32 protein-coding genes and 1 riboswitch are annotated in these 25,546 nt (G+C 56.8%); of the genes, 29 read left to right on the top strand and 3 right to left on the bottom strand.

The features are described from left to right. Window positions 1-28: 28 nt before the first annotated feature. From ribH to CBW65_RS20760, 19 genes are all read left to right on the top strand, one after another. Window positions 29-496, top strand: a complete 468-nt coding sequence (gene ribH, locus CBW65_RS20845) for a 6,7-dimethyl-8-ribityllumazine synthase (protein ID WP_087458497.1) — start codon at window positions 29-31, stop codon at window positions 494-496. A 126-nt stretch (window positions 497-622) separates the two neighbouring features. Further along, window positions 623-787, top strand: coding sequence for a hypothetical protein (locus CBW65_RS24415; protein ID WP_157722101.1), 165 nt, complete (start codon window positions 623-625; stop codon window positions 785-787). A 169-nt stretch (window positions 788-956) separates the two neighbouring features. Next, on the top strand, window positions 957-2,435 hold the full coding sequence (locus CBW65_RS20840; protein WP_232463386.1) for an MDR family MFS transporter: 1,479 nt from the start codon (window positions 957-959) through the stop codon (window positions 2,433-2,435). Window positions 2,436-2,543: 108 nt separating this feature from the next. Further along, a complete protein-coding gene (locus CBW65_RS20835; protein ID WP_087458496.1) occupies window positions 2,544-3,188 on the top strand; it encodes a site-2 protease family protein in 645 nt (214 codons plus the stop codon). Next, window positions 3,189-3,953 (top strand): segregation and condensation protein A, encoded by a 765-nt coding sequence (locus CBW65_RS20830; protein ID WP_087458495.1) that lies wholly within the window; start codon window positions 3,189-3,191, stop codon window positions 3,951-3,953. It abuts the gene before it with no gap. Window positions 3,954-3,970: 17 nt separating this feature from the next. Further along, window positions 3,971-4,561 (top strand): SMC-Scp complex subunit ScpB, encoded by a 591-nt coding sequence (gene scpB / locus CBW65_RS20825; protein WP_087458494.1) that lies wholly within the window; start codon window positions 3,971-3,973, stop codon window positions 4,559-4,561. 91 nt (window positions 4,562-4,652) lie between these two features. After that, window positions 4,653-5,390: a DUF2953 domain-containing protein gene (locus CBW65_RS20820; protein WP_157722100.1), complete on the top strand. Its 738-nt coding sequence runs from the start codon at window positions 4,653-4,655 to the stop codon at window positions 5,388-5,390. Continuing rightward, window positions 5,363-5,833, top strand: coding sequence for a GerW family sporulation protein (gene ytfJ, locus CBW65_RS20815; protein WP_087458492.1), 471 nt, complete (start codon window positions 5,363-5,365; stop codon window positions 5,831-5,833). Before CBW65_RS20820 ends, ytfJ begins: the two co-directional genes overlap by 28 nt. Window positions 5,834-5,954: 121 nt before the next feature. Further along, complete coding sequence (locus tag CBW65_RS20810) at window positions 5,955-7,145, top strand: D-alanyl-D-alanine carboxypeptidase family protein (RefSeq protein WP_232463385.1); 1,191 nt, start codon at window positions 5,955-5,957, stop codon at window positions 7,143-7,145. A gap of 19 nt (window positions 7,146-7,164) precedes the next feature. Continuing rightward, window positions 7,165-7,764, top strand: coding sequence for a nucleoside recognition domain-containing protein (locus CBW65_RS20805; RefSeq protein WP_087458491.1), 600 nt, complete (start codon window positions 7,165-7,167; stop codon window positions 7,762-7,764). Next, on the top strand, window positions 7,761-8,297 hold the full coding sequence (locus CBW65_RS20800; RefSeq protein ID WP_087458490.1) for a spore maturation protein: 537 nt from the start codon (window positions 7,761-7,763) through the stop codon (window positions 8,295-8,297). The genes CBW65_RS20805 and CBW65_RS20800 overlap by 4 nt, the downstream gene beginning before the upstream one ends. Before the next feature lie 108 nt (window positions 8,298-8,405). Then, a complete protein-coding gene (locus CBW65_RS20795) occupies window positions 8,406-8,747 on the top strand; it encodes a hypothetical protein (RefSeq protein WP_087458489.1) in 342 nt (113 codons plus the stop codon). An 85-nt stretch (window positions 8,748-8,832) separates the two neighbouring features. Then, window positions 8,833-9,561 carry a pseudouridine synthase gene (locus CBW65_RS20790; RefSeq protein WP_087458488.1) on the top strand — a complete coding sequence of 243 codons (729 nt, stop codon included), beginning with the start codon at window positions 8,833-8,835 and terminating at the stop codon, window positions 9,559-9,561. A 51-nt stretch (window positions 9,562-9,612) separates the two neighbouring features. Beyond that, window positions 9,613-10,191, top strand: coding sequence for a YhcN/YlaJ family sporulation lipoprotein (locus CBW65_RS20785; protein WP_087458487.1), 579 nt, complete (start codon window positions 9,613-9,615; stop codon window positions 10,189-10,191). Between the two features lie 158 nt (window positions 10,192-10,349). Continuing rightward, window positions 10,350-10,895: a TlpA disulfide reductase family protein gene (locus tag CBW65_RS20780; protein WP_087458486.1), complete on the top strand. Its 546-nt coding sequence runs from the start codon at window positions 10,350-10,352 to the stop codon at window positions 10,893-10,895. A 5-nt stretch (window positions 10,896-10,900) separates the two neighbouring features. After that, window positions 10,901-12,454, top strand: a complete 1,554-nt coding sequence (gene resB / locus CBW65_RS20775) for a cytochrome c biogenesis protein ResB (protein WP_198299679.1) — start codon at window positions 10,901-10,903, stop codon at window positions 12,452-12,454. Continuing rightward, the gene (gene ccsB, locus CBW65_RS20770; protein ID WP_232463384.1) at window positions 12,451-13,644 is read left to right on the top strand and encodes a c-type cytochrome biogenesis protein CcsB; all 1,194 of its coding nucleotides are present in this window, start codon (window positions 12,451-12,453) and stop codon (window positions 13,642-13,644) included. Before resB ends, ccsB begins: the two co-directional genes overlap by 4 nt. A 70-nt stretch (window positions 13,645-13,714) precedes the next feature. Continuing rightward, complete coding sequence (locus tag CBW65_RS20765; RefSeq protein WP_198299678.1) at window positions 13,715-14,437, top strand: response regulator transcription factor; 723 nt, start codon at window positions 13,715-13,717, stop codon at window positions 14,435-14,437. After that, window positions 14,434-16,182, top strand: a complete 1,749-nt coding sequence (locus CBW65_RS20760; RefSeq protein WP_087458484.1) for an ATP-binding protein — start codon at window positions 14,434-14,436, stop codon at window positions 16,180-16,182. The genes CBW65_RS20765 and CBW65_RS20760 overlap by 4 nt, the downstream gene beginning before the upstream one ends. 32 nt (window positions 16,183-16,214) lie before the next feature. Here the strand turns inward: CBW65_RS20760 and CBW65_RS20755 are convergent, their stop codons facing one another. Continuing rightward, window positions 16,215-16,778 carry a YhcN/YlaJ family sporulation lipoprotein gene (locus CBW65_RS20755; protein ID WP_087458483.1) on the bottom strand — a complete coding sequence of 188 codons (564 nt, stop codon included), beginning with the start codon at window positions 16,776-16,778 and terminating at the stop codon, window positions 16,215-16,217. Window positions 16,779-17,167: 389 nt separating this feature from the next. Here CBW65_RS20755 and CBW65_RS20750 point away from each other — a divergent pair, with 389 nt between their 5' ends. From CBW65_RS20750 to CBW65_RS20725, 6 genes are all read left to right on the top strand, one after another. Next, window positions 17,168-17,593, top strand: a complete 426-nt coding sequence (locus CBW65_RS20750) for a CoA-binding protein (RefSeq protein ID WP_087458482.1) — start codon at window positions 17,168-17,170, stop codon at window positions 17,591-17,593. 223 nt (window positions 17,594-17,816) lie between these two features. Further along, complete coding sequence (locus CBW65_RS20745) at window positions 17,817-18,299, top strand: hypothetical protein (RefSeq protein WP_087458481.1); 483 nt, start codon at window positions 17,817-17,819, stop codon at window positions 18,297-18,299. A 49-nt stretch (window positions 18,300-18,348) separates the two neighbouring features. Further along, a riboswitch (TPP riboswitch) is annotated at window positions 18,349-18,467 on the top strand. Window positions 18,468-18,540: 73 nt separating this feature from the next. Continuing rightward, on the top strand, window positions 18,541-19,176 hold the full coding sequence (gene thiE / locus CBW65_RS20740) for a thiamine phosphate synthase (protein ID WP_087458480.1): 636 nt from the start codon (window positions 18,541-18,543) through the stop codon (window positions 19,174-19,176). Continuing rightward, the gene (gene thiS / locus CBW65_RS20735) at window positions 19,173-19,376 is read left to right on the top strand and encodes a sulfur carrier protein ThiS (RefSeq protein ID WP_087458479.1); all 204 of its coding nucleotides are present in this window, start codon (window positions 19,173-19,175) and stop codon (window positions 19,374-19,376) included. The genes thiE and thiS overlap by 4 nt, the downstream gene beginning before the upstream one ends. Window positions 19,377-19,407: 31 nt before the next feature. Beyond that, window positions 19,408-20,187: a thiazole synthase gene (locus CBW65_RS20730; RefSeq protein ID WP_087458478.1), complete on the top strand. Its 780-nt coding sequence runs from the start codon at window positions 19,408-19,410 to the stop codon at window positions 20,185-20,187. A 48-nt stretch (window positions 20,188-20,235) separates the two neighbouring features. Beyond that, window positions 20,236-21,048: a histidinol-phosphatase HisJ family protein gene (locus CBW65_RS20725; protein ID WP_087458477.1), complete on the top strand. Its 813-nt coding sequence runs from the start codon at window positions 20,236-20,238 to the stop codon at window positions 21,046-21,048. Between the two features lie 48 nt (window positions 21,049-21,096). Here CBW65_RS20725 and CBW65_RS24410 read toward each other — a convergent pair whose 3' ends face one another. Beyond that, window positions 21,097-21,249 (bottom strand): hypothetical protein, encoded by a 153-nt coding sequence (locus tag CBW65_RS24410; protein WP_157722099.1) that lies wholly within the window; start codon window positions 21,247-21,249, stop codon window positions 21,097-21,099. A gap of 14 nt (window positions 21,250-21,263) precedes the next feature. Next, window positions 21,264-22,580 carry a tetratricopeptide repeat protein gene (locus tag CBW65_RS20720; RefSeq protein WP_087458476.1) on the bottom strand — a complete coding sequence of 439 codons (1,317 nt, stop codon included), beginning with the start codon at window positions 22,578-22,580 and terminating at the stop codon, window positions 21,264-21,266. 239 nt (window positions 22,581-22,819) lie between these two features. Here CBW65_RS20720 and CBW65_RS20715 point away from each other — a divergent pair, with 239 nt between their 5' ends. From CBW65_RS20715 to CBW65_RS20700, 4 genes are all read left to right on the top strand, one after another. After that, entirely contained in the window at window positions 22,820-23,032 is a 213-nt protein-coding gene (locus tag CBW65_RS20715; protein WP_087458475.1) for a helix-turn-helix domain-containing protein, read from the top strand. A gap of 117 nt (window positions 23,033-23,149) precedes the next feature. After that, window positions 23,150-23,827: an MBL fold metallo-hydrolase gene (locus CBW65_RS20710; RefSeq protein WP_232463383.1), complete on the top strand. Its 678-nt coding sequence runs from the start codon at window positions 23,150-23,152 to the stop codon at window positions 23,825-23,827. A gap of 68 nt (window positions 23,828-23,895) precedes the next feature. Next, window positions 23,896-25,068, top strand: coding sequence for a tetratricopeptide repeat protein (locus CBW65_RS20705; RefSeq protein ID WP_087458474.1), 1,173 nt, complete (start codon window positions 23,896-23,898; stop codon window positions 25,066-25,068). A 132-nt stretch (window positions 25,069-25,200) separates the two neighbouring features. After that, window positions 25,201-25,491: a tetratricopeptide repeat protein gene (locus CBW65_RS20700; RefSeq protein ID WP_087458473.1), complete on the top strand. Its 291-nt coding sequence runs from the start codon at window positions 25,201-25,203 to the stop codon at window positions 25,489-25,491. The last annotated feature ends 55 nt before the right edge of the window (window positions 25,492-25,546 follow it).

Below are 25,546 nucleotides of genomic sequence, written 5' to 3'. Positions count from 1 at the left end.
CATGATCCCTTGAGAGGAGTTTTTGAGCATGGCAAAGTTTTACGAAGGCAATCTGATTGGCACCGGTTTAAAGATGGGGGTCGTCGTCGGCCGTTTTAACGAGTTTATCGGCAGCAAGCTGCTCAGCGGCGCTTTGGACGCATTCAAGCGCCACGGCCTCGAAGAAGACGATGTGGAAGTGGCATGGGTGCCGGGCGCGTTTGAAATCCCGCTTGTCGCACAAAAGATGGCGCAATCCGGTCGCTACGACGCGGTGATCACGGTCGGCGCGGTCATCCGCGGGTCCACCCCGCACTTTGACTTCGTCTGCAACGAAGCGGCAAAAGGCGTCTCCAAAGTCGCGCTGGACACGGGCGTGCCGACGATCTTCGGCGTCCTGACGGTCGATACCATCGAGCAGGCGATCGAGCGCGCCGGCACGAAAGCGGGCAACAAAGGCTGGGAAGCTGCCGTCACCGCAATCGAGATGGCGAACCTGACCAAACAATTCAAATAAGCTCAAGTCGGCAGGCAGGGAGCGGTGTGCGAATACGCACACCGCTCTTTTTTTTGCTTGAATTTTAGCTTACAAGAGTTTACAGTAAAAGAAAGTGTTGAGAATTAGCAAAGGGGTAATGGGTGCATGAGTAATATTGATGCGAATAACAAGCTGAACATGGACGAAGTGACACCGCCGTTCCCGGTTCCGGAGCCGGAAAACACCGGCGGGGGCATCACCACCGATGAAATCACGCCGCCGTTCCCGGGCAGCCCGCTTGAAGAAGGCGAACCAGAGATCATCAAATAACCATAGAGACGCTTCCATCCTGCTGCAGCGGACGGAAGCGTTTCTTTATGCCGACGGGTAATTTTTCGATTAGGATTGCACACTAAACCAATCATCCTCTACAATAGAGAATGGACGAATTCGTACATAAATAAATATTTTGCATTTCGTGATAAAGGGGCGTGTTCCTGTGGCGAAAACGAATCGCACCGCCGTTGTGGTGGCGGTGATGATGGCGAACTTTTTGGCTGCCATCGACGTGTCGATCGTCGGCACTGCCATGCCGACGATCATCGGAGAGCTGGGCGGACTGCCCTTGATGTCATGGGTGTTCTCCGCCTTTTTGCTCGCTTCGACAGTGACCGTGCCGATCTATGGCAAGCTGTCCGATTTGTACGGACGCAAGATCATCTTTATGCTCGGCTCGATTGTGATCATCATCGGGTCGGTGCTCTGCGGGCTGGCCGATACGATGGTCGAGCTGATCATCTACCGCACGATTCAAGGCCTTGGCGCCGGCGGGATCATGGCGGTGGCGCAGACGATTCTCGGTGACATCTTCTCGGCGGAAGAGCGCGGGAAGATCCAGGGCTGGTTCAGCGGCGTCTGGGGCGTGTCGGCGGTGGTCGGCCCGCTGCTGGGCGGTCTGATGGTCAGCTACCTCGACTGGCCGTGGGTGTTTTACATCAACGTGCCGATCGCGCTGCTGACCATCCTCATCCTCGGCTTTGCTTTGCAGGAAGACATCGAGCGCAAGAAGCACAAGATCGACTATCTCGGGTCGATCACGCTGACCGTCTCGATGACCGCTTTGCTGTTCGCGCTGCTCACCGGCGGCAACCAATACGCTTGGCTGTCCCCGCAGATCCTCGGGCTGTTTGGCGTGGCGGCGGTAGTCTTCGTCTGGTTCCTGTTCAACGAGCGCAAAGCTTCTGAGCCAATGCTGCCGCTCGATCTGTTCCGCTCGCCGCTGATCGCCGTGGCGTCGATCGCCAATTTCCTGCTCGGGGCGGTGCTGATGGGCATCACGTCGTATATGCCGTCCTACGCGCAAGGGGTGCTGGGCGGCACAGCGACCGAGGCGGGGCTCTTGCTCACCCCGATCTCGATCGGCTGGCCGATCGCATCGATCATCGGCGGCCCGCGCATGGTCAAGTGGGGATATCGGCGCACGGCGCTGATCGGTGCGTCGCTGGTCGGGATCTCCTCGCTGCTCCTGATCTTCGTCACGCCTGAGATCTCCTACTGGTATGCGATGGCCGTGCTGCTCGTGCTGGGGATGGGGATGGGGCTGACCACGCTTGCCTTCCTCGTCTCCGTGCAGTCGGCGGTGACGTGGAACCGCCGCGGCATTGCGACCGCCTCCTTGCAGTTCATCCGCTCGCTGGGCTCTTCGGTCGGCGTGGCGGTGATGGGCGCTGTGATGAACGCGCGCATCCTCGACCTGCTGAAGGGTGATCCGGACATTCAGGCGCCGCTGGAAGCGACGAACAACCTGCTCGACCCGGAAAAAAGGGCGGTGCTGGAGCCATCAATCGTCGAGCGGCTGTCCGATGCGTTTGCCAGCGGCTTGCACTACGCCTTTTTGCTGGTCGCCGTGTTTGGCATCGGCGCGCTGATCGTGACGTTGTATTACCCGCGCGACAAGATGAAAGCGAACCAGCCGTAAACCGTACCATGCTCGGCACAGAGCACCTGCCAAACGTCGCAGGTGCTCTTTTGCTGTCTTTTATGATATGATAGGCTTGAACTTTTCTACGGTCGAAGGAGGGCCCCTATGCTGTTAAGCGGATTCGATATGGATGACCTGCTGTTTCGGGTTATCGCGTTTTTGATCGCCATTACGGTACATGAGCTCGGACACGCGTTTGTCGCGTATCGTCTGGGCGACCCCACGCCGAAGCGTGAAGGCCGCATCACCTTAAATCCCGTCGCACATATGGACCTGCTCGGGACGCTGATGATCTTGTTTGGCCCTTTTGGCTGGGCGAAACCGGTCTCGTTTAACCCGTATAATTTCCGCGGCAACAAGCGCGTGGGCAAGATTTTGACCACGGTCGCAGGGCCGCTTGCCAACTTTATCACCGCCATCATCTTTTGCTTCCTGCTGGTCTTTTTCTTTAACCTCGGCATCGAAGACGAAGTGTGGACCGGATTTGTGATTCGCTTGGTAGAAGCGGTCGTGTCGCTGAACCTGATTCTCGGCTTGTTCAACCTCGTGCCGATCCCGCCGCTCGACGGTTACTGGATCGTGCGCGACCTGCTGCCGCAGCGTCTGGCGCTGAAACTGCACCCGGTGGAAAAATACGGCCCGTTCGTGTTGCTGCTCGCCGTCGTTTTCGGCTTCACCTCGGTGGTGATTCTGCCGATCTACTACCGGCTTGGCGATCTCCTGCTCGGGATGGTCGAGGCGCTGCTGTAGATGGAACTCGTCAAGAAAGAATTGTTGCAGCTGAAGCTGGAGTCGTTTGAAGGGCCGCTCGATCTGCTCTTGCATTTGATCGACAAGGCGGAAGTGGAGATCACCGACATTCCGATCTCGCAGATCACCGACCAGTATCTCTCGTACCTGCAGACGATGCAGGAGCTGAATCTGGAGATCGCCTCCGAATTTCTCGTCATGGCCTCGCAGCTGTTGGCGATGAAGTCGGGGCTGCTCCTGCCGCGCCCGATCGAGCTCGATGTGCCGCTGATCGATTATGACGAAGAGATGATCGACCCGCGCCAGGCGCTGATGGAGCGCTTGATCGAGTACAAGAAATACAAGCAGCTCGCCTCCGACCTCAAAGACCGTGAGGAGATGCGCAACTCGGTCTTCACCCGGCGTCCGGAGAATCTCAAGCAGTTCGCACCGGAAGTCGACCCCAACCCCGTCGAAGGCGTCAGCTTGTTCGACCTGCTCGATGCCTTTCGCAAAGCTTTGCAGAAAGCGCAGCCGGATGAGTACGTGGCCAACATCCATCGCGATGAGATGTCGATCGAAGGGCGGATGGAGGAGATCCTCGGCCTGCTGGCTTTTAACAGCGGCCGGATTGAATTCTCCGCCCTGCTCGGCGGGTACCGCAGACGGTCGGAGCTGATCGTCTCGTTTCTCGCCCTGCTCGAACTGATGAAGGGGAAAAAGGTGCGTTGTCTGCAGAGCGGCTTGTTTGATGAAATCATCATTGAATCGTACAACATTCTGTAACAAGCAAGGTGATTCACTTGGATTCAAACGAAATCAAATCTGTCATCGAAGGTTTGCTGTTCATCTCGGGCAGTGACGGCATCGAGGCCAAACAGGTCGCCGACATTCTTGAGATCGACCCGGAGGACGCGCGGGACTACCTGTACGACCTCCAGACCGACTTCAACCGCGACGGACGGGGCATTCGCATCGTCGAGGTGGCCGGGGCGTTTCAGCTGACGACACGGCCGGAGCACGCCTTGTATTTTGAACGCTTTGCCCATCAGCCGCAGAGCGCGACTTTGTCGCAGGCGGCGATTGAGACGCTGGCGATCATCGCCTACAAGCAACCGATCACCCGCGGCGGCATCGAAGAGGTGCGCGGGGTCAAATCGGAGCGGGCGGTGAACACTTTGCTCAGCAAGCAGCTGATCAAGGAAGTTGGCCGCGCCGAAGGGCCGGGCCGGCCGATCCTGTTTGGCACGACGCGCGAGTTCCTCGAATATTTTGGCCTGCGCGATCTGAAAGAGCTGCCCCCGCCGCCGGCGATCGTGCCGATGGACGATCTGGAGGCGGAAGAAGAAGAGCATCTGCTGTTCCAGATGCCCGACATGTTCCAAGACGAGTAACAGCCCGGGAGAATTCCCGGGCTTTTTTTGTATGGAAAGGAAACAAATGGGCAAGCTAGTCAAGAATCTGGAAGATGTGGAGGAGGACCGCATGAAATGGCTTTGGGGACTCCTGCTGGCGTTTGCGATCGTGCTGGTGGCGCTGTTCATCGCGCTGTTCACGTGGATGGCGTGGTATTGGATCGTGCTGCTGGCGCTGGCAGTCTTTCTTTTGCTCACGATGGTGCTCCCCGTCACGGTTGAAATCCACTACAAGCGGGAAGGCCGGGACGATCGGCTGCACCTCGGTGTGCGCGCGCTGTTTGGGCTGGTCAAAGCCGGATTTGAAGTGCCGACCGTCGCCTTGATGGAGCGCAGCGGGAAAATCGGCGTCAAAGCGGAACCGGGCGAAGGCGTACCGAAGAAAAAGCGCGGCTGGGTGACGATCACGGTCGAAAAGATACAACAGGCCCTGCGGACGATCAATGAATTCCGCAAGCGCGTCGGCAAATACAAGCGTGCAATCCGGCAGACGACCAAAGCGTTTCACATCGAGTCGTTCAAGTGGCGGACGGTGTTTGGCACGGGCGATGCGGCGCAGACCGGCTACACCACAGGTCTGGTCTGGGGCGTAAAAGGGATCTCTGCTGCCGCTCTTCATCAATATTTCTCGGTGAAAACCCGTCTGCTCTATGATGTGAAACCGCATTTTCAGGCCACCGGATTTCGCACCGAACTCACTTGCATAATCCGTTTTTGGCCGGGCAAAGCTATACTTGCAGGACTCAAATTGGCATTTTTATGGTTGAGGGAGGGCGCAAAATGGCGGAACATCCGATCCAAGGCTTGATGCAAACGGCCATGGAAAACATCAAAGAGATGGTCGACGTGAACACGATTGTCGGTGACCCGGTTGAAACGCCGGATGGCAGTGTGATTTTGCCGATTTCGAAAGTGGGCTTCGGTTTTGCGGCTGGCGGTTCGGAATTTGACCCGGAGCTGGAAGCGGGGAAAGGCGACAACGCCGATGCGGAACTGCCGTTTGGCGGCGGTGCCGGCGGCGGGGTGTCGATTACGCCGATCGGGTTCCTGGTTGTCGGCAACGGCCAGGTGAAAATGCTTTCGACCGAAGGGCCCAACCAGTTGTATGAAAAGCTGATCGATCTGGCGCCGCAAATGTTCGACAAGGTCAATCAGATGATGAAAAAGAACAAGAACGGACAAGGTCAGGGCCAGGGCCAAAACGGCATGCGCAAAGCGGATGACGGCAAAGGCTCGCAGTTCGACTGCTAGATCTTGATCAGTCCAAAAGGCGTCCCGATCCGGGGCGTCTTTTTCTTTGTGGGATAAGCCTAGGGCTTGTGCATATACATAGGACAGACAGAACCTATGTGTGAGGAGTGGAGGACCAGAGATGAAACGGAAATCGCTCGCGGCCGCTGCTGCACTGGCCATGCTGTTCATGACCGTACAGCCGGCAGCCGCTAACCATGACCCTAAGAGCAGCGCATTTCTGGAAGCGATCCCAGCTTCCCACAGCTTGTATGCCGAGGAAGTATCGGTCAGCGCCCATTCTGCTGCCGTGATCGACGTGCAGACCGGGCGCGTTCTTTATGAGAAAAACGGCGATGAGAAAATGCTGATCGCCTCGCTCACCAAGATCATCACGGCGATCGTCGCCATCGAATCGGGCGTCGATCTGAACAGCACGGTCACCGTCTCCTCCCGCGCTTCCGGGAAAGAGGGCTCCTCGATCTACCTCAAGGTCGGCGAGAAGCAAAAGCTGATCGACCTGCTCTACGCCGTCATGCTGCGCTCCGGCAACGATGCAGCGACCGCCGTCGCTGAACACGTCGGCAAAACGGAGGCCGGCTTCGTGGAGCTGATGAACAAGAAAGTCGAAGAGCTGGGCCTCAAACAGACGCATTTTGCCAACCCGCACGGACTTGATGCCGAAGGGCATTATTCGAGCGCCCATGACATGGCGGTGCTGACGGCGTATGCGCTGCGCAACCCCGTCTTTGCTGAGATCGTCAAAACGAAAGTCAAGTCGATCCCGATGCCCGGCGAAGCGTGGGACCGCAAGATGTACAACAAAAACAAGATGCTCAACCGCTACGACGGCGCGGACGGCGTCAAGACCGGCTACACGAAAGCGGCGGGGCGCTGCCTGGCATCGTCGGCGACGAAAGACGGACGCCAGATCGCCGTGCTGACCCTCGATGCGTCGAGCGACTGGAACGACCATGCGAACCTGCTCAACTACGGCTTCGAGAAGTACAAGTTCATGCCGGTCGTCAAAGAGCATGACGTGCTGCAGACCGTGCCGGTCGAAGACGGCATGAAAAAAGAAGTGGATGTCGTGATCGGACACGAGTTCAACTTCCCCTTGCGCGAAAGTGAGCAGGAGAAGCTGACCCGGAAAATCGAGCTCGATGACAGCCTCGATGCGCCGATCGCCGCCGGGCAAAAAGTCGGCGAGATGAAGATCTACTTCGATGAACGCCTGGTCGGTGCAGTGCCGATCCTCGCTGGGCACGATGTGATGGAAGAGACGTTTTGGCAAAAAATGAAGGGTCTGTTCACCAGTATGATCAGCCGCTGACGGAAAGGAGGGTGACGGGATGATCAACGCGATCTGGGTGTTTATGATACTGGCCGGCGTTGTCGTCGCGGCGCTGAACGGGCGGATGGATCTGGTGACCAACGCGGTGTTAAACGGGGCGAAGCAAGGCGTGGTCGTGTGTTTCGGCCTGCTCTCGATCATGGTGTTTTGGCTAGGGTTGATGAAGATCGCCGAAGCGGCGGGGCTGGTGCAGTCGTTTGCCAAAGTGCTCTATCCGCTGGCCCGCTTTTTGTATCCGTCGGTGCCCAAGGATCATCCGGCGATGGGCTCGATCGTTGCCAACATGAGCGCCAACATGCTGGGACTTGGCAATGCGGCGACCCCGCTTGGCCTGAAAGCGATGCGCGAACTGCAGGATCTGAATCCGGACAAACAGACGGCGTCTGACGCGATGTGCACGTTGCTTGCGATCAACACGTCGGGCCTGACGATCATTCCGGCGACCGTCATCGGCCTGCGTCTGCAATACGGGTCGACCAACCCGACGGAGATCGTGGTCAGCACCGTGCTTGCCACCTTCTTGGCGACGACGACCGCCGTGTTCCTCGACCGCTGGTACCGCAGCCGGGAACGCAAGAAATGGGGTGGCGGCGCATGATGGAACTGGTGCAGATCATCGCGGCGTGGACGCTGCCTGTCATCATCGCCTTCATACCGGCTTATGCCTACATCTTTCGCAAGATTCCCGTTTATGAAACGTTTATCGACGGCGCCAAAGGCGGCTTGCCGACGGTGATCAAGCTGATGCCGCATCTGGTCGGGATGCTGGTCGCCGTCAGCGTGTTTCGCGAATCGGGGGCGCTCGATCTGCTCATCTCCGCGCTGAACCCTTTGCTGATCCCGCTTGGCGTGCCGCCTGAGTTCCTGCCGATGGCCTTGCTTCGCTCGATCTCCGGCTCCGGCTCGATGGCGATCATGACCGACATCTTTCAGGCGCACGGGCCGGACTCGTATCTCGGCAAGCTGGCTTCGACGATGCAAGGCGCGTCCGACACCACCTTGTACGTGCTGACCGTCTATTTTGGCTCGGTCGGCATCCGCAACGCCCGCTATGCGGTCAAAGTCGGCCTGCTCGCCGACCTCGCGTCGGTCATCGCGTCGCTGGCCGTTGTGCATCTCATTTTTCACTAAAACTTTACAGCAAAATCGTGTTCACTTTGGCAAGCCTCCCGTGCATATGATGCTGATACTACCACGCTTTCGGTTGATGACGAATCCAGAAGGGGCGGGATGTCAGGTATGGGAGAATTTGCAGGAATTGTGTTGCACGATTCTGCCTGTCCCGCGCGGACTCGGGCCGGGTTTGACTTTTATGTCTGCAAAGATGGGACGGTCGTGACGTCCCAGGATTTTCTTGATGATGACCACGTTCATGTGTGTGTGGAAGGAGATTTCTCCGAACCGATTGAAAATATGGGGCTGGTGCGCGAGCAGATGTTTGTGCTGGTCAAACTGGTGCTTCGGCTGTCCTCTGCATTCAAATTCGACCCGGAAAAGCTGATGGCGCACGGCGACCTCTGTCCCGGCGTTGAATTTCCCTGGCATGAACTGAAAATACGGATCGACCGTCCCCCGCATTGACCCGATGCGGGGGATTTGATTTTGCACGGGAGGTTGATTAGAATGAGTGAGCAGAGGAACCAAAGCGTGGGAGAGTGACAAGATCATGGAAAGAACGGAACGGCTGCAAAAGGTGCTGGCCCAAGCGGGCGTAGCGTCCCGGCGCAAATGCGAAGAGATCATCACGGCGGGACAAGTTACCGTCAACGGCGTGGTGGTCACCGAGCTTGGCACCAAGGTGGACCCGGATCACGACCGCATCGAAGTGAACGGCAAAGGGATTCATTCGGAACAAAAAGTCTACATCATGCTGAACAAGCCGATTGGCGTGGTCTCCACCGCCTCCGACCCGCAAGGCCGCAAAACGGTCGTCGACGTTGTCGGCTCCGAGCAGCGCGTCTACCCGGTCGGACGCCTTGACCTCGATACGTCCGGCCTGTTGCTGATGACCAATGACGGCGAGCTCGCCAATGGCATGATGCATCCCCGCCATGAGATCGACAAGACGTACCGGGCCTGGGTCAGAGGCAATGTCAGCGCCGAGACGGCTAAACAGTTGGCCATTGGCGTGGAGCTGGAAGACGGCCCGACCGCTCCGGCCAAAATCAAGATCGTCGAGTCGGGCAAAGGGGAAACTTTGCTTGAGATCACGATTCACGAAGGGCGCAACCGCCAAGTGCGCCGGATGTGCGAGGCGGTTGGCCATCCAGTCAAGTCGCTGCACCGCACCCAGGTCGCCTTTTTGAAACTGGGGCGTCTGCGCTATGGCGAGATGCGCGAACTGACCGCGCAGGAAGTGGAGCGGCTGTATGCGGTCGCTGGAATCAATCGGTAAAAACGGGGCATTCTATGGGCAGAGAATCTGCTCCAAAGGAGACCCGATATCATGGACAAACTGGCACGCAACGTAACGCTTTCGCTTCTTATAACTGCGCTTGGAGGGACGCTCGCCGGCTGCAACCAGTCGGCCGATCCGGGCCCGCAGCGGCAAGGGCAGCAGCAGGCGCAGGTGCGCTCGACGCAAGACACCCGCGCTGAGCAGGGCATGGAATCGTACGGAGGGTATCGCCCGCCGGCGGAGGACCGCCAGATCGTCACCGATGAACGCAATTCGGCGGTGCGCTCGAAGCAGCGCCAGGCGTATTCCGCTCACGGCATGGCGTATGAACTGGAGTCGATGGAAGCGGTCAAAGGAGCTGCGGTGATCATCGCAGGCAAGGACGCGTATGTCGGCATCCGCAATGCGTTCGACGGCAATCTGCCTGCCGATGTGCCCGCGGCGATCGTGGCAAAAATTCGAAAAATGGACCGGTCGATCGGCCAGGTGTATGTCACCGCAGACCCGGAAGCGGTCGAGTTTCTGAGCAGCTATTCGGAGGCGTTGGAACAAGGACAGCCTCTGCAGCGCTTTGAAAACCGCTTCCCTGAGGTGAAGAACTCCGCCTCGTGGATGACCGGCTCCTGAAGAAGGAAACGGAGAAAGAAGCCTTTCCGCTGCGGACAGGCTTCTTTATTCATAAAGTTGTCACCATCTGGACCACCAGCATTTCGAAACGTTCCTGTATAATAAGCGGTGGGTGTATGTCGAATCTAGTCTTTTTCTGGTATTGAGGTGTAAGCGAAATGTCCAATCAATCGAACCGAACCAAGGTCATCACCATCGTGGTCCTGTTCATCGCGGCGCTTGGCATCCTGGCTGCCGTGGTCAACTTCAATCAGAGGGACAACGCGGTTTCCTTAGAGACGGGCCAGCCGGCTCCCGACTTTACGCTGACGACGCTGGACGGCAAGCAAGTCTCGCTGTCCGACTACAAGGGGCAAGTCGTCATGGTCAACGTCTGGGCTTCGTGGTGCGAGCCGTGCCGCGAGGAGATGCCTTCGATTCAACACGCATATGAGACTTATCAAGACCAAGGACTGGTCGTTCTCGGTGTCAATCTGGAGGAAAAGCGGGTACCGATTCAAGGTTTTGCCGATACCTACGGCTTGACCTTCCCGATTTTGTTAGATGAAACAGGCAATGTGGGGCGGGACCTGTACCAGGTGAAGCCGATTCCCACCACATTCTTCGTCGACCGCGAGGGCGTGCTGCGCCATCAAGCGGAGATGCCGATGCCTTTTGCCTACATCGAAAACATCGTGAAGCCGCTCCTTGAAGCTGGGAGATGAAGCAGGTGCAACAAGCTGAGACACAGAAGCAGAAGAAGCAAAAGCAAAAGAGCCTCTTCGATCACGTCTGGGACTTCTTCGCTTCCGTCAGAGTGGCGATCGTCATCATCGTTTCGCTCGCTCTGACGGCGATCCTCGGGACGATCTATCCGCAGGAAAATGCGATCCCAAGTCCCAACCCGGAGTTTTACTACATGGACACCTACGGCAAAACGGGTGATCTCTACTATCGCCTCGGTTTGTCCGACATGTACAACTCGTGGTGGTTCCTCACGCTCGTGCTGATGCTGGCGATCTCGCTGATCATCTGCTCGATCGAGCGCGTGGTGCCCTTGTACAAGTCGCTGAAAAATCAGCCGGTCGCGCGCAAAGTCATCGCGATCCGCTCCGACCGCCTGTACGCTTCCAAAGACGGCGCGGAGGAAGCGGACATCGACCTGCTGGCGGCACAGCTGAAGAAAAAGCGCTACAAGCTGCGCCGCGAGAGCGGTGCGCTGCTCGCCGAAAAAGGGCGGCTGCCGCGCTTTGGCGCTTATATCATTCACATCGGACTTTTGATCATCATCGCCGGGGTCTTTGTCCGCCTGATCCCGGGCGCGTACTTCTCGGATATGGTCTGGCTGAAAGAAGGCGAGCGCAAATACGTCGATGAAGTTGGGTTTGGCGTAGAGAACAACGGTTTCGAACTGGAGTTTTACGACAAAGCGCAAACGCGCGTGAAAAAATATGAGACGGACGTGGCGGTCTATGTTGGGGACGAGGTCAAAGCGACTCAGCACCTGATCGTCAACGAACCGTTGAAATTCAATCACACGCTGATCTTCCAGAACTCTTATGACCCCAACCCGATGTTCAAAAAGGGCAAGGTCGAGCTGACCGACAAGAAGACCGGAAAGTCGTTTGGCACGTTCGACATCGACTTTAATGATCCGCAGCAGAGTTACAAAGCGGGGGAGTACACGCTGACCATGGTCAACTACTACCCGGACATCAAGGTCGACCCGGACAAAGGCGGGGTGTTCACCAACTCGCGCGACCCGTACAACCCGGGCCTGCAGTTGGCGATCTCCAAGCCGGGCATGGAGCCGCAGACGCAGTGGATGATGCCGCTGGCGCCGTTTGTCGAAGAGATGCTCGGCCAGGACTATCAGTTCAAACTCCAGCTTGTGCAGGTTGAGCTGTTCAACATGACCGGCCTGCGCCTGCAAAAAGACCTCGGGATTCCGGTCGTCTACACCGGGTGTGCGGTGGTATTGTGGGGCCTCGTGCTCTGTTTCTACTTCCAACATCGCCGCATTTGGGCTAGACTTGAAGATGGAGTGCTGCACATTGGCGCCAACACAAGCAAAAACTGGCTCGGCATGAGCAAAGAGTTCAACAAGGCGACCGCGCCGCTGGGCATCGAAGCGGTCACCGCCAAGCCAAAGTCCAAGCCAAAAGCGAAAGCGCCGAAAGTAGCGCCCAAGCAAGAACCGCAACAAGAACTTCAACAAGAACCGCAACAAGAAGAAACACCACAATCTGATGTTTCCCAAGGGAAGGAGGGAACTGAGCAATGATGACAGCTTCGAGCATCTTCTTCGGCTCGACCCTGGCAGCATACTTCATCTCCGCGATTCTGTACGTCGTAGGCGTCACAGGCAGCAAGATGAGAGGCACAACTGCAGGGAAAGCGAACGTATGGACCAAATGGGGGTATATCCTGGCGGTGGCCGGGGTGTTGCTGCAGATCTCTGCGATGATCACCCGCGGCGTTTCGGCCGGATTCACACCTGTCTCCAATATGTTTGAGTACATGAGCTTCTGGGCCTTTACGATCATGCTGGCCTTTGTCGTTATCAACTTCTTTTATAAGGTTCCGGGCCTTGGCGCGTTTGTCGTGCCGGTCGGCCTGACCATCCTCGCCTACGCGTCGGTGTTCCCGCGCGAAGTCAAGCCGCTGATCCCGGCGCTGCAGTCGTACTGGCTCAGCATCCACGTCACCACCGCGGCGCTTGGCGAAGGGATCTTGACGATCTCCTTTGCGGCAGGTCTGATGTACCTGCTTGTCGTCACCGACGTGACGAAAGCGTCGCGCGCAGCGAAGTTCTTGGAATTTGTCGTCTATCTGTTCTTCGCGCTGGTGTCGTTTATCGCGATCTCGCTGTCGTTCCGCATCGGCGGCTACGAAGTGATCGCACAGACCGCAGAACATGCCTTCTTGTACAAGATGCCGCCGTTTGCGGGGCCTCCGGGCACCGAACTTGGCTCCTTGACCACGTTCCTCGGCATCGCCTTGCCGCTGTTTAACGCACCGTCCTGGATGGAAGGCGCCAACGCGTCCGTGCAGTTCAACACGATCCTCTGGACGATCGCCGGCTCGCTGGTCTTGTACGGCCTGCTGCGCCTGATCGCCAGAAAGCCGCTGGTCGTGACCATCTCGCGCTGGGTGCGCGGTCTCGATGCGGACATGCTCGATGAGCTGTCCTACCGTGCCGTTGCGATCGGCTACCCGGTCTTTACGCTCGGGGCGCTGGTCTTCGCGATGATCTGGGCTCAGGAAGCCTGGGGCTCCTACTGGAGCTGGGACCCGAAAGAGACTTGGGCATTGATCACCTGGCTGTACTACACCGCCTACCTGCACCTGCGTTTGCGTCAGGGCTGGGAAAGCACACGCACCGCTTGGATGGCGGTCGCGGGCTTTGTGGTCATCCTGTTCCTGCTCGTCGGGGTCAACCTGCTGATCCAAGGCATGCACGCATACGCCTAATACAAACATCATGGACAAGTCACCGAGCTTTTTGGTGGCTTGTCGTTCTATAAAGGGGAGAGTGAAAGAGATGGAGCAATTGAAGAATCCGAAGATTTTGGTGGTCGACGACGAGGAGCGCATCCGCCGGCTGGTGCGCATGTACCTGGAGCGCAACGCGTTTGACGTCGAAGAGGCGGAAGACGGGCAGGAGGCGCTGGACAAAGCGCTGGAGAACCACTATGACCTGATCGTGCTCGACTTGATGCTGCCGGGGATGGACGGACGCGATGTCTGCGCCGCGCTTCGCCAGCAGAACAATGAAGTGCCGATCATCATGCTGACGGCGGCTGGCGATGAGATGAGCCGCATCCACGGCTTTGAGCTGGGCGCTGACGACTATGTGGTCAAACCGTTTTCGCCCCGCGAGCTGGTCATGCGCGTCAAAGCTTTGCTCAAGCGGGCGATCACGACGACCGACAAAGAAGCGCCGGCGTCCGTCTCCTCCGTTTTGACGTTCCAGACGCTGACGATCAACATGGATTCGCGCCGCGTGCTCTGCGACGGGGAAGAGGTGTCCCTGACGCCCAAAGAGTACGAGTTGCTCTGTTACCTGGCCCAGCGTCCGGAAAAAGTGTTCTCGCGCGAAGAACTGTTGCGCGACGTCTGGAACTACCAGTTCTACGGCGATCAGCGCACCGTCGATACGCACATCAAACGCTTGCGTGAAAAACTCGGCAAAGCGTCGGAGCAGGCGGCGACGATGATCGTGACCGTCTGGGGTGTCGGGTATAAATTTGAGGTGGGCGAGTGATTCGCAACAGCGTTACCGGCAAGCTTTGGCTGACCATCATCGGACTCTTCACCGTCGTTTTGCTTCTTCTCTCGATCTTTTTAGAGCAGTTGTTTGACTCCTACTTCTATCAGGCCGAGCAAGACCGCCTGCAGATCCGCACCCACCACATGGCCGATGTTATCGTCAACTATTCGCAGGAAGTGGCGCTGATCATCCTGCAGGAGCTGGCGTTGGAAGAAAACGCTTCCGTCATGCTGGTGCAGCCGCCGCAAAGCGACTACGTGATCGCCAACGTCACCTCGGAGCAGTTGGAACTGCTCCGCACCGGCAACACGGTGATCGAGCGGGGATACACGCCAACGTGGGACCCGGATGCTTCGCAAAAGGAGCTGAGCTTCTGGGTGCTCCAGCCTTTGATCACCCGCGGCGAGATCTCCGGACTGCTCTACGTCATCCAGCCGGTCGCCGCATCGACGGCGATGGAGAAAGTGCAGGATCTGCTGTTCTTCTCGGCCGGGCTTGGCATCATTCTCGCCACGGGGCTGGCGTTTGTCGTCTCGCGCAACCTGTCGATCCCGATCGTGCAGATGAACAAAGTCGCCGAGCGGATGATGCAGGGCGATTTCAGCGGCAAAGTCCAAGTTGTCACCGGCGACGAAGTCGGGCGGCTGGGCCTGACCTTGAACACGCTCGCGCACAAGCTCGAAGAAAACATCGACGATCTGGAACGGGAAAAAGAGCAGTTGGCCTCGATCATCACCTCGATGTCGGACGGCGTGATCTCCGCCGATCTCAACGGGGCGATCACGCTGGCCAACCCGCCGGCGCGCCGCTTCATCCGCGCGCAGCAGCTCGCTGAGATCGGCAACCCGTCCGACAAGCAACTGCCTCGCGATCTGTTCGCCTGTGAACAGCAGGTGATGCAGACCGGGCAGACCCTGGTCGACGAACTGAACTGGCAAGGTCGCGTGCTGATCGTGACGATGGCCCCGCTCTACGAAAAAGACGGAGATTCCCTGCGCGGCGTTGTGGCCGTGCTGCGCGACATCACCGATGAGCGGATGCTCGACAAGATGCGCCGCGACTTTGTCGCCAATGTCTCACACGAACTGCGCACGCCGCTGGCGATGATGCAAGGCTACTCCGAGGCGCTGCTCGACGAGTTTGGCGATGATCCGGAACAGCGTCAGGAGTTGACCAACATCATCCTCGACGAAACGCACCGCATGCGCCGCCTCGTCAATGACCTGCTGGATCTGGCCCAGCTCGAAACGGGTCAATTCCAGATGCACGAGGAACAGGTCGACATGGAGCATCTGATCCGCCGCATCGGCCGCAAGTTCACCACCGTCGCTCACGAGCGTGAAGTCACATTGCAGATACTCATCGCCGAGGATGACCGCCCGGCGACATTGCTTGGGGACAGCGACCGATTGGAGCAGGTGTTTACCAACCTGCTGGACAATGCGTTTCGCCACACCCCGCAAGGCGGCAAGATCACCTTGTCGATGGCGCGTGAAGACAGCGTGCTTCGCGTCTGCGTGAAAGACACCGGGGAAGGGATTCCGCCGGAAGACCTGCCCTATGTCTGGGACCGCTTCTACAAGGTGGACAAAGCCCGCACCCGCAGCAAAGGCGGCACGGGGCTTGGGCTTGCCATCACCTATAACATCGTCAAAAACCACCATGGCGACATCGTCGTCGACTCGGTGGTGGGGCAAGGCACTTCCTTTGACGTGCTGCTGCCGCAAGCGTCCGCATAAAAAGTGGTGTTCCAATTGGAACACCACTTTTTTTACATCTCCGGGATCAGACGGGAGAGGATGTCGGCAATTTCATCGGAGATCGCATCGAGCGGCTGACCATTGCGTATGTCGCGGATCAAGGCGCGGGAACGGGTCACCGTGTCGAGGTCGGCCGAGACCAGCGCGTTATAGCCTTTGCCGCTGCGCTCGACCGCTTCTTTCGCCGAGAATTTGATCGAGTCGATCTGCGAGCCGGTGATGTTGGCGCTGAGGTCGAGGCCGACCAGCGCCGTCTTGCCGGCGATCACCACAGCGGCGCGCTCAACGCCGGGCAGCCGGGATACCATGTTGGCAATGTCATCCGCCTGCTGTTCGGCGCTTTTTTTCTGCGTGCTGTCGGCCACGTCAATCTTTGGCGCGCGCACCTTGTATTTCGGAGTGTGAATCTCGGAGACCTGTTTGCGGTCCGGATTCTGCTCAGCAGGCGACGATTTGATGTTCACCTGATCGCCTCTTTGCGGCTGATTGGGAGCCGCTCCTTGATTCCCGCACCCAACGAGGGTGACAGCGGTGAGGATGGCTAGCAAGCCTTTGGTTTTCGAGAACATGTTCATCGTCTACTCCCTCCTTTTGCGATAGTCTGCCCGAACAAGAAACTCCCTTTACCTTGAAAATAATAGGGAGGGTGGGGAATACTGTTAAGGCAAAACTGGAGCAAAGGGGAGCGGGCAACGATCATGAGCTGGGTGTACTACGGAAAATTATTCGACAGTAAGTTTCAAGCAGGGTGTCTCGCGGCCAGGTTTCGTGAGGATTGGTGGTCGAACGGATACAGAAGCCCGTCCCATGTTGGAATTTACAGGACCAGCAAGGGACGGTACGGTGTGAAATACATCGAGTAAATTGTGTTTTCACGTGGAACAATTCAAAATATTATAGAAAATTGTTGAACGGTGTCGGATGATCGCACACATAAATCGACGTAAAACGAGGAGGCAATTCCATGTTCCAAAACCCTTCGGATGAGCAGTTGGTGGAGCTTTTGAAAAACAGCAAAAGAATCGCCGTCGTCGGCTTGTCCAACGACCCGGCGAAAGCGAGTTATAAGGTGGCTGCGTATGAACAGTCTCAAGGCTATGAGATCGTGCCGGTCAACCCGACGGTGAATTCGGTGCTTGGCCGCAAATCGCACCCGTCGCTGTTAGAAGTCGAAGGCCCCATCGACATCGTCAACGTGTTCCGCCGCAGCCATGAAGTTGCCGGCGTCGTCGACCAAGCGATCCAGATCGGAGCCAAAGCGGTCTGGACGCAACTGGAGATCGTCGATGAAGCGGCGGCGAAAAAAGCGCAGGAGGCCGGTCTGATCGTTGTGATGGACATGTGTCTGAAAGTGGAGCATTTCCGCCTGCTCGGAAAAGAAAAAATCTAGCTTTACAAAACCGAAGCCATCAGTAAAATTGAATGGTGGAGGTGTGACCTGTGAAGCGTGTAGCACTTATTTTATGTTGTATCGGCGTGATTGGCGTCATGTTTCTGGGCGCCTACCAAAAGCCTGTGAAAATTGATTTTTCCACAGTGGCAGCCATCGCGCACTAGTTTGGATCGAGTTCGGACATACTATCTTGTGAAATGCGGACAAGATGGAGGCGCTTATGGCGAACGAACAAAAACAGCAAGACAAGAAAAAAGGAGCAAACGCTTCTTTCCCGACCGTCCCCAAAGCGATGGAACACCGCCTTTCGATGAAATGGCTGACGCTGGAAGCTTTGTCCAAGCTGATCAAGCGTTTTGAGATCGAAGGAGCGCGACCGCGCGTGGTGCTGCTCACCGCTTTTGGGAAGCTGGAAGGGACCTTGTGCGAAATTCAACCTTCTTACGCGGAAAGCTATTCGGAAGAGGAGAACGGCGCGCTGCGCCCGGATGTGGCGTCGATGGTCACGCATATCCGCAGCGACCTGCTGACCGTCCTCGAGCAGGAGGAGAAGAATCTGCAACTGCTCGACACCGCTCCGATCCTTTCCTTGCGCGATGTGATCTTGCAAGGCGCCGGGCAGGAGCAACACCTGCCGCAGCTGACCTTGTTTGCCGATCAGGTGATCGGCTTTAGTTTGACCTCGATTCCCAAACTGCACTAGCGCAAAACTTCTTGTCAGTTCAGGGAACGGATGGTATCATGAAAAGCGTGTAATCCCCTAGGGGTGCTTCCGGAATCGCGGAGGCTGAGAGAAGGCGAGTCTGCCTTTAACCCTTGGAACCTGATTCGACTGGGTAATGCCAGCGTAGGGAAGCGGGATGGCGAACACGCACATATGGATCGTGTGATGGAGCCGTCTCTGCTTGCCAGAGACGGCTTTTCTTTTTTTCAGGAGGTGGGTTATGGATTCGAGATTGTATGTGGTGACCGGCGACGCGTTTTTAAAAGGCCGGACGCTGGAAAGCGTGATCCGTGCCGCGATCAAGGGCGGCGCTGACTGCATTCAGCTGCGTGAAAAAGACTATACCGGCCGCCAACTGCTCGAAGCGGGCCTGCTCCTGCGCCGCATCACGGCCGAAGCGGGTGTGCGGCTGATCGTCAACGACCGCATCGACGTGGCGCGCGCGGTCGACGCTGACGGCGTGCATCTCGGGCAAAGCGACTTGCCGCTGCAAGCGGCCAGGGAAATGCTCGCGCCTGGCAAAATCGTCGGCATCTCCACGCATAACGTGCAGGAAGCGGTCGAAGCGGAGCGCATGGGCGCCGATTACATCGGACTTGGCCCGATGAAGCCAACAGCGACCAAGCTCGACACCGAGCCGGTCGTGGGCCCGGCCGGCGTTCAAGAAGTGCGGCGGCATGTCCGCTTGCCGATCGTGGCGATCGGCGGGATCAAAGCGGAAGATGTGGCGGAGATCATTCAGAGCGGTGCGAACAGCGTGGCGGTCGTAACGGCTGTCATCGCGGCAGACGATGTGGAAGCGGCCGCCAAGCGCATTCGCAGCATCGTCGATCTGGAAAGGGGGGCGCGGGTATGACCCTGCTCATCAACGGACAAGAACGGGTGGTAGACAGCGTGCAGACGCTCGCCGATGTGGTTACCCATTTCGGCTTGAACGAACGGATCATCGTCATCGAGCACAACCTGAACATCGTGCCCCGCGACCTGTACGCCGGGACGGCTGTCCAAGACGGCGACAAGATCGAGATCGTGCATTTTGTCGGCGGCGGCTATTAAGCGGCAACTACATAAAGAGAGGTGCAAGAACATGGCAGACACTTTGAAAATCGGTACTTATGAGTTTCACTCCCGCCTGCTGCTTGGCACAGGCAAATTCCCGGATCTCGACATTCAGCAGCAGGCGGTTGACGCTTCAGAAACGGAGATCCTGACTTTTGCAATCCGCCGTCTGAACATCGACAATCCAAACAATCCGAACTTTCTGGAACGCCTCGACCTGAAAAAATATACGTTGCTGCCGAACACCGCAGGCGCGCAGACGGCAGACGAAGCGGTCCGCATCGCCCGCCTTGCCAAAGCATCCGGCCTGTGCGACATGATCAAAGTCGAAGTGATCGGCGACATGCGCACACTGTTGCCCGACCCGATCGGCACGCTGAAAGCGACCGAGCAGCTGGTCAAAGAAGGCTTCACCGTGCTGACCTACACGTCTGATGATCCACTTCTGGCACGCCATCTGGTTGAAGTTGGCGCACATGCGGTCATGCCGGGCGCATCGCCGATCGGCTCCGGTCTCGGCCTGCTCAACCCGCATTACCTGTCGTTCATCATCGAAGAGTGCGCAGGCAAAGTGCCGGTGATCATCGACGCGGGCATCGGCTCTCCGGCCGATGTGGCGCAGGCGATGGAGCTGGGCGCAGACGCGGTGCTTCTGAACACGGCGGTCGCCGGGGCGAACGACCCGGTGCTGATGGCCGAAGCGATGAAGCTGGCCGTTCATGCCGGCCGCAAAGGCTTTGTGGCCGGACGCATTCCGAAAAAGCGCTATGCCAATGCTTCTTCGCCGATGGACATGATGATCGAATAGCATTTTTCTGCTAGAATAGGTCGTAACTAGCAGAATGGGGTGACGAGGATGAGAACCGATTATCATGTCCACACCGAACGCGGGCCTTACACCGTCAAGTGGCTGGAGCAGTTTCTTGCGACCGCCAAGGAGCGCGGTGTGACCGAGCTCGGCATTTCGGAGCACGGCTATCGTTTTTTGCAAACCCGGCCGTTGTTTGATAACGAATGGACAGACAAGAAACGCACCGAAGATCTCAATGAATACATGAAGATGGTGATGGATGCGCGGAAGGCGGGGCATGATGTCAAATTCGGCATCGAGCTCGATTACGTGCCGGGCCGTGATGAAGAGATGCGGGCGTTTCTCGATTCCTATCCGTTCGACTATGTGATCGGATCGGTGCATTGGCTTGGCGATTTTGGCTTTGACCTGCTGGAGTACCGCCCGGTCTGGGATGAGCGGGACATCAAAGAAGTTTACAACGAATACTTTGCGATCCTGATGCAGCTCGCCGAGTCGAAGCTGTTCCAGATCATCGGCCATCCTGATGTGATCAAAGTGTTTGGCCATGAGCCGGATGATGCAGCATTCCTGCAAAACTGGTACACCAAATTGGCGGATCATTTCAAAAAGCATGACCAGTGCATCGAAGTCTCGACGGCCGGTCTGCGCAAGCCGGTGCAGAAGATGTACCCGGCGCCCGACTTTTTGAAAACCTGCTTTGAGAAAGGCGTGCCGATCGCGCTGTCGTCCGACGCGCATCGTCCGGAAGATGTCGGCGCCGACTACGAGACGGCGATTGCCTACATTCGTGATGCGGGCTATGAACGCATCTGCACCTTCCAGAATCGGAAACGCACCTCAGTGCCGCTCAAATAGACAAAAAAGGAGACTCCGCTGGCCGGAGTCTCCTTTTTGTATGATGAATTATGGCGTTTTCACACAAGCACTTGGGACGACGCTGCCCGTGCAGCTGTCCCAGATCGGCGGATCATCGGCCAGCGCAGTGCCGTTGTGCACCAGAGTTAGTCCAAGAAAGAGAGCGGATGCAATCGATAAAACCAAAGCGAACTTTTTCATACGACTTTGCTCCTCTACGATTTTTTTAGCAATTTCCGATAGTGATAGTTCGCCAAACGCACATAGGGGACAGCCAGGCGTTCCCTCCCTTTCTCGATGTAGTACTCGCCAAGTTTCTCCGCAGCTTCGGCCAATTCGGTGGAAAACTCCAATTTTTCAAAGGCTTCGATCGCTTGTTTGTAAAAGAGGACAAATTCCTCTTCCTGATTTTGCATGAGGGAAAGATCACCAAAGTGTCGTTTGGTGACCGCCAATTGCAGGGGATTGTTCATCTGTTCGGCACGTGTGAGGCAGTCTTGGAGGATGTTGCGCGCTTCCTCCAGATTGCCGTTACTCATTTCGACTTTTGCAAGGGCATGCAGCGTGTTTTGGATGCTGGCCGTGTCCCCCGACTGCCGTTTCAGCTTCAGCGAGCGCAAAAAGTGTTTGCGCGCTTTGTCAGAGGCGCCGATCTTGATCTCGACTTCGCCGAGATTGTGATAGCAGCGCGCCAGAGAACGGGCATCGTTGGTTTGGCTCAAGATCCGGATCGAGCGTTCGATGTGCTGCCGGGCGATGTTGACCCGGCCCTGGTTTTTATACGCAGTGCCCATCATCATCAAAGTGCGCCCAATTTTGATGATTTCGTCCCGAAGTTCGTACTGGGCAAGGGCCTGCTCCGAATACCAGATGCAGCCTTCCCAGTTTTGCAGCATTTGTTTGATCAGCGCCATGCTGAAATAAAGATTGCCCGCTTCGGTGGTCGCGGACGGATCTTCGACGAGTTGTTCCGCTTCCCGCAGCAAGTCGAAAGCTTCCCACATCTTGCCGACCATATAAGAATTGCGGCTCAAAGTGATGTAGGTGTTGAGCACACGGTCCAAATGCGGCTCGGGGTCGAGCACGCGCAAAGCCTGCTGACCCCAGTCCGTCGATGTGCTGTATTTGGCAATTGAATGGTAAAGGAGGCAAAGCAGGTAGGAACTTTCCTGTAAGTAGAGCATGTTGTTCTTCGAGAGTGCTTCTGAATAAAGAGTATGGAGGACTTCCATCGCCTCGGCCGGTTGGTTTGATTCTTGGTAGCGGAGTGCCGTTTGGAGGAGTTCTTCCAACCATGCTTCCTGGAGGTCGTGCATCTGTAACAGGTCCTGCACACTGCAGTTCAAGCGCACAGCAAAAACCTCCAAGGTCTCCGGCGACACGTTTAACTTGCCGCGCTCGATCAGGGAGATCGCCTGCACAGAAAAGAGACCCTCGGCCAAATGGGTCTGGGTCAAGCCGATCGCCTTACGACGATCACGAATATTCTGACCAATCTGAATGGACTGCTGCTTCTTCCAAGCCTGATTCATCTCCAACCTCCAACAATTCAAATGGTTGTATCTGTATTTTATCAAAATTGGCGAAGAAAAACCATAGATGACGAAATTTTAAAGTAATATTTTGTCGAAAATTGTCGACGGTGCTTTAATTAAAGCAAATATGTTTTTTCTGCGAAAAATTATGTTATAAAGTAAGTAAATATCAAATCGTTATTGTTTAGCTTTGGTAGGGGGGAAACAATAATGAAAAAGATGGGGAGTCAGATAAAATGAGCGATTTGACGATTGGCATGCAGCTGAAAAAGATCAGAAAACAAACGGGTTTGTCGGTAAAAGAGCTGGCTGACCGCGCCGGCGTTTCGCAATCTTATATCTACGCAATCGAGTCGGGAAATCGCGGCGCGAACGCGACCAAGCTGTCGAGCATCGCAAGTGCGCTGGGAATCCCGGTTGCCGATCTGTACGATGTTTGGAGTCTCTAACTTTAATAAATCATTCTAAACTGACAAACAAAACAGGGCATCGCCGACCCGGCAGATGTCCTTTTGCATGTCTGTATGGTATAAAAGAAGAAACAACTTCCATCAGGAGGGAACAAGATGAGTCTGAACATACATACGTTTGTGCTGGGCATGTTTCAAGAAAACTGCTACCTGGTCGTCGATGACGCGACCAAGCAGGCGGTGATTATCGATCCGGGTCAAGACCCGGACGAAGTGATCGAAGCGATCGAAGGGCTGGACGTGGTCGGCATTTGGATCACGCACGCCCACTTGGATCACATCGCCGGGCTGGGGGAAGTGAAAGCAGCAGCTCCTAACGCCAAAGTCCTGATCCATGAGGTGGAGCAAGACTGGCTGACCGACCCGGCGCTGAATGGCTCGGAGCGCTACCCGGAGTACATCGACCCGATCGACGGCCCGGGCGCAGACGGGCTGATTGCGCATGGCGATCTCCTTGCGATCGGCGAACACAAGCTGGAAGTCCGCTTTGCGCCAGGTCATTCGCCGGGCCATGTCGTGTTTGTCGGCGATGGATTCGTGCTGGCGGGCGATACGCTGTTCAACAACGGCATCGGACGCACCGACCTGCCGGGCGGCGATATGCCGCAGCTGATCCAGAGCATCCGCGAGCAGCTCTACACGCTGCCGGAAGACACCGTCGTCTATTCCGGCCACGGCCCGACAACGACCATCGGCCGCGAACGCAAATCAAACTGGGCGGTCAACGACCAAAGCGATCTGCTGTCCGGCGGATCGAACGTGCAATGGACCTAATTTAATTGCCAGCATCAAAGCCAGCGAGGCTTGCCCGCTGGCTTTCTGATCGGAAAGGGGGTGGTCGTATGGCGGAGCAGGATTATAATGTGTGGCTCGGCAAGCGGATTCGGGAGATCATGGCGGAGAAAAAAGTAAAAGTGCGGGGGTTTGCCAAAGAGATCGATCTAGGTCGGATGACGCTGGAGCGAATCCTTGATGGCCGCTATGCGACCGCAGAAGAACTGGAAAAGATCGCCGGCGGCCTTGGCATCGCGGTGGAGCGGCTGAAACGCACCGACGTTGCTGACCTCGAAAAAGAATATGCCGACCAGCTGGACAACAATCAGCTCGGCCAGCGCGGCGTGCAGATCGCCGAGCAACTGGCTGAGGCGGCGATCGGGCGCACGGAGAAGCGCGACGCTTTGACGAAGCTTGGCACCGCCCATTATCTGCTGCGCAATCTCGATCTGGCGCAGGATCTGTGGGAGCGGGCCTATCTGCTGATCAAAGACACCGCAGATCACGATCTGCTGTTCCGGACGATCAACAACCTGCTCGTGATCTATCTGGAGCGGCATAACTACATGGCGCTCCAAGCATTGCTCGACGAGGTCGAGCCGATCTTTGGTGAAGAAGAGCTGTATCCGCATGGCGTCATCGCGCATTGCCGAGGGCAGATCGCCAGCCTGGCGCGGGATTATACGCTCACCCGGACGCATTTTCTGAAGAGCCTGGACTCTTACCGGCAGATCGGACATGATGCCGGGGTTGGACGGGTGCTGAACAACCTTGGCAGCGATGAATATCTGCAAGGCAATTACGAAGCTGCGATCTCCTATCTGGAAGAAGCGCGGGAGTATTGGCTCAAAGACAGCCTGCATCTGCGGGCGGTCGGGCTCAAACAGTTGGCGCAGGCTTATCTGAAGGCCGGACGCAGGGCAGAGGCGCTCGGCATCGCCGACGAGCTGCTGCCCGCCGTCAGCAAGCTTGACGCGGAGCAGCCCGGCGTGTGGGGCGTGCGCGTGCTCGATTTGATGATGATCCGCGCCGAAGTGAACGGCGATATCCGCCCGGTGGTGACCTATCTAGGCAATGCGGACGCGCCGGAACTGCGCTGCATGATCGCCGACCGCCTGACCGACTTTTATCTGCAAAAAGGCGACAGTCAGCAGGCGCTGGTCTACTATCGCATCGTCAAAGCGTCCTTGCCTGCCGAAAGCAACGACTTCAAGCGGGAGCGCTGGTTCTCCCATTTCTAAACATCCGGCGCATTTCTGTGACATTTCGCAGAGAATCCTAAAGTGTCACAGAAGATGCGGCAGAGAATGTCGAATTTCCTCGAATCCTGTTATGATGAAAAGAGCAGGAACAGGCAGAGAGGAGTGTCGGCGATGCTTTCTACCACGTATCACTTCTTGTTTGATGTTGAACCGGCTCTGGTCTGTGCGCATCCCGATCTTGACGGATTGCATTGTTTGGCGGAGCGGTTGTACCAGAAAGGGAAACTTCAGCAGGCTGAGCAGCTGTTTCTGCAGGCGCTGGCTCATCCGGAACTGGATGTGCACACCGAGACCAAAGTGTCGGTGCTGGAGCATCTCGGACTGATCGCCACCCGCAACAAGCTGTATGAGGACGCCGTGCAGTATTTTGAATTGGCGCTGCAGGCGATCGACCAGGCATAACACGCGAAATAGATACGAAAGCGCCTCTGTGCAGAGGCGCTTTTTTTGTATGCAG

The sequence above is a fragment of the Tumebacillus avium genome (assembly GCF_002162355.1).
Taxonomy (GTDB): Bacteria; Bacillota; Bacilli; order Tumebacillales; family Tumebacillaceae; genus Tumebacillus_A; species Tumebacillus_A avium.
Note: the sequence above shows the minus strand (reverse complement) of the source record. Positions and strands in the feature narration are given on the sequence as shown.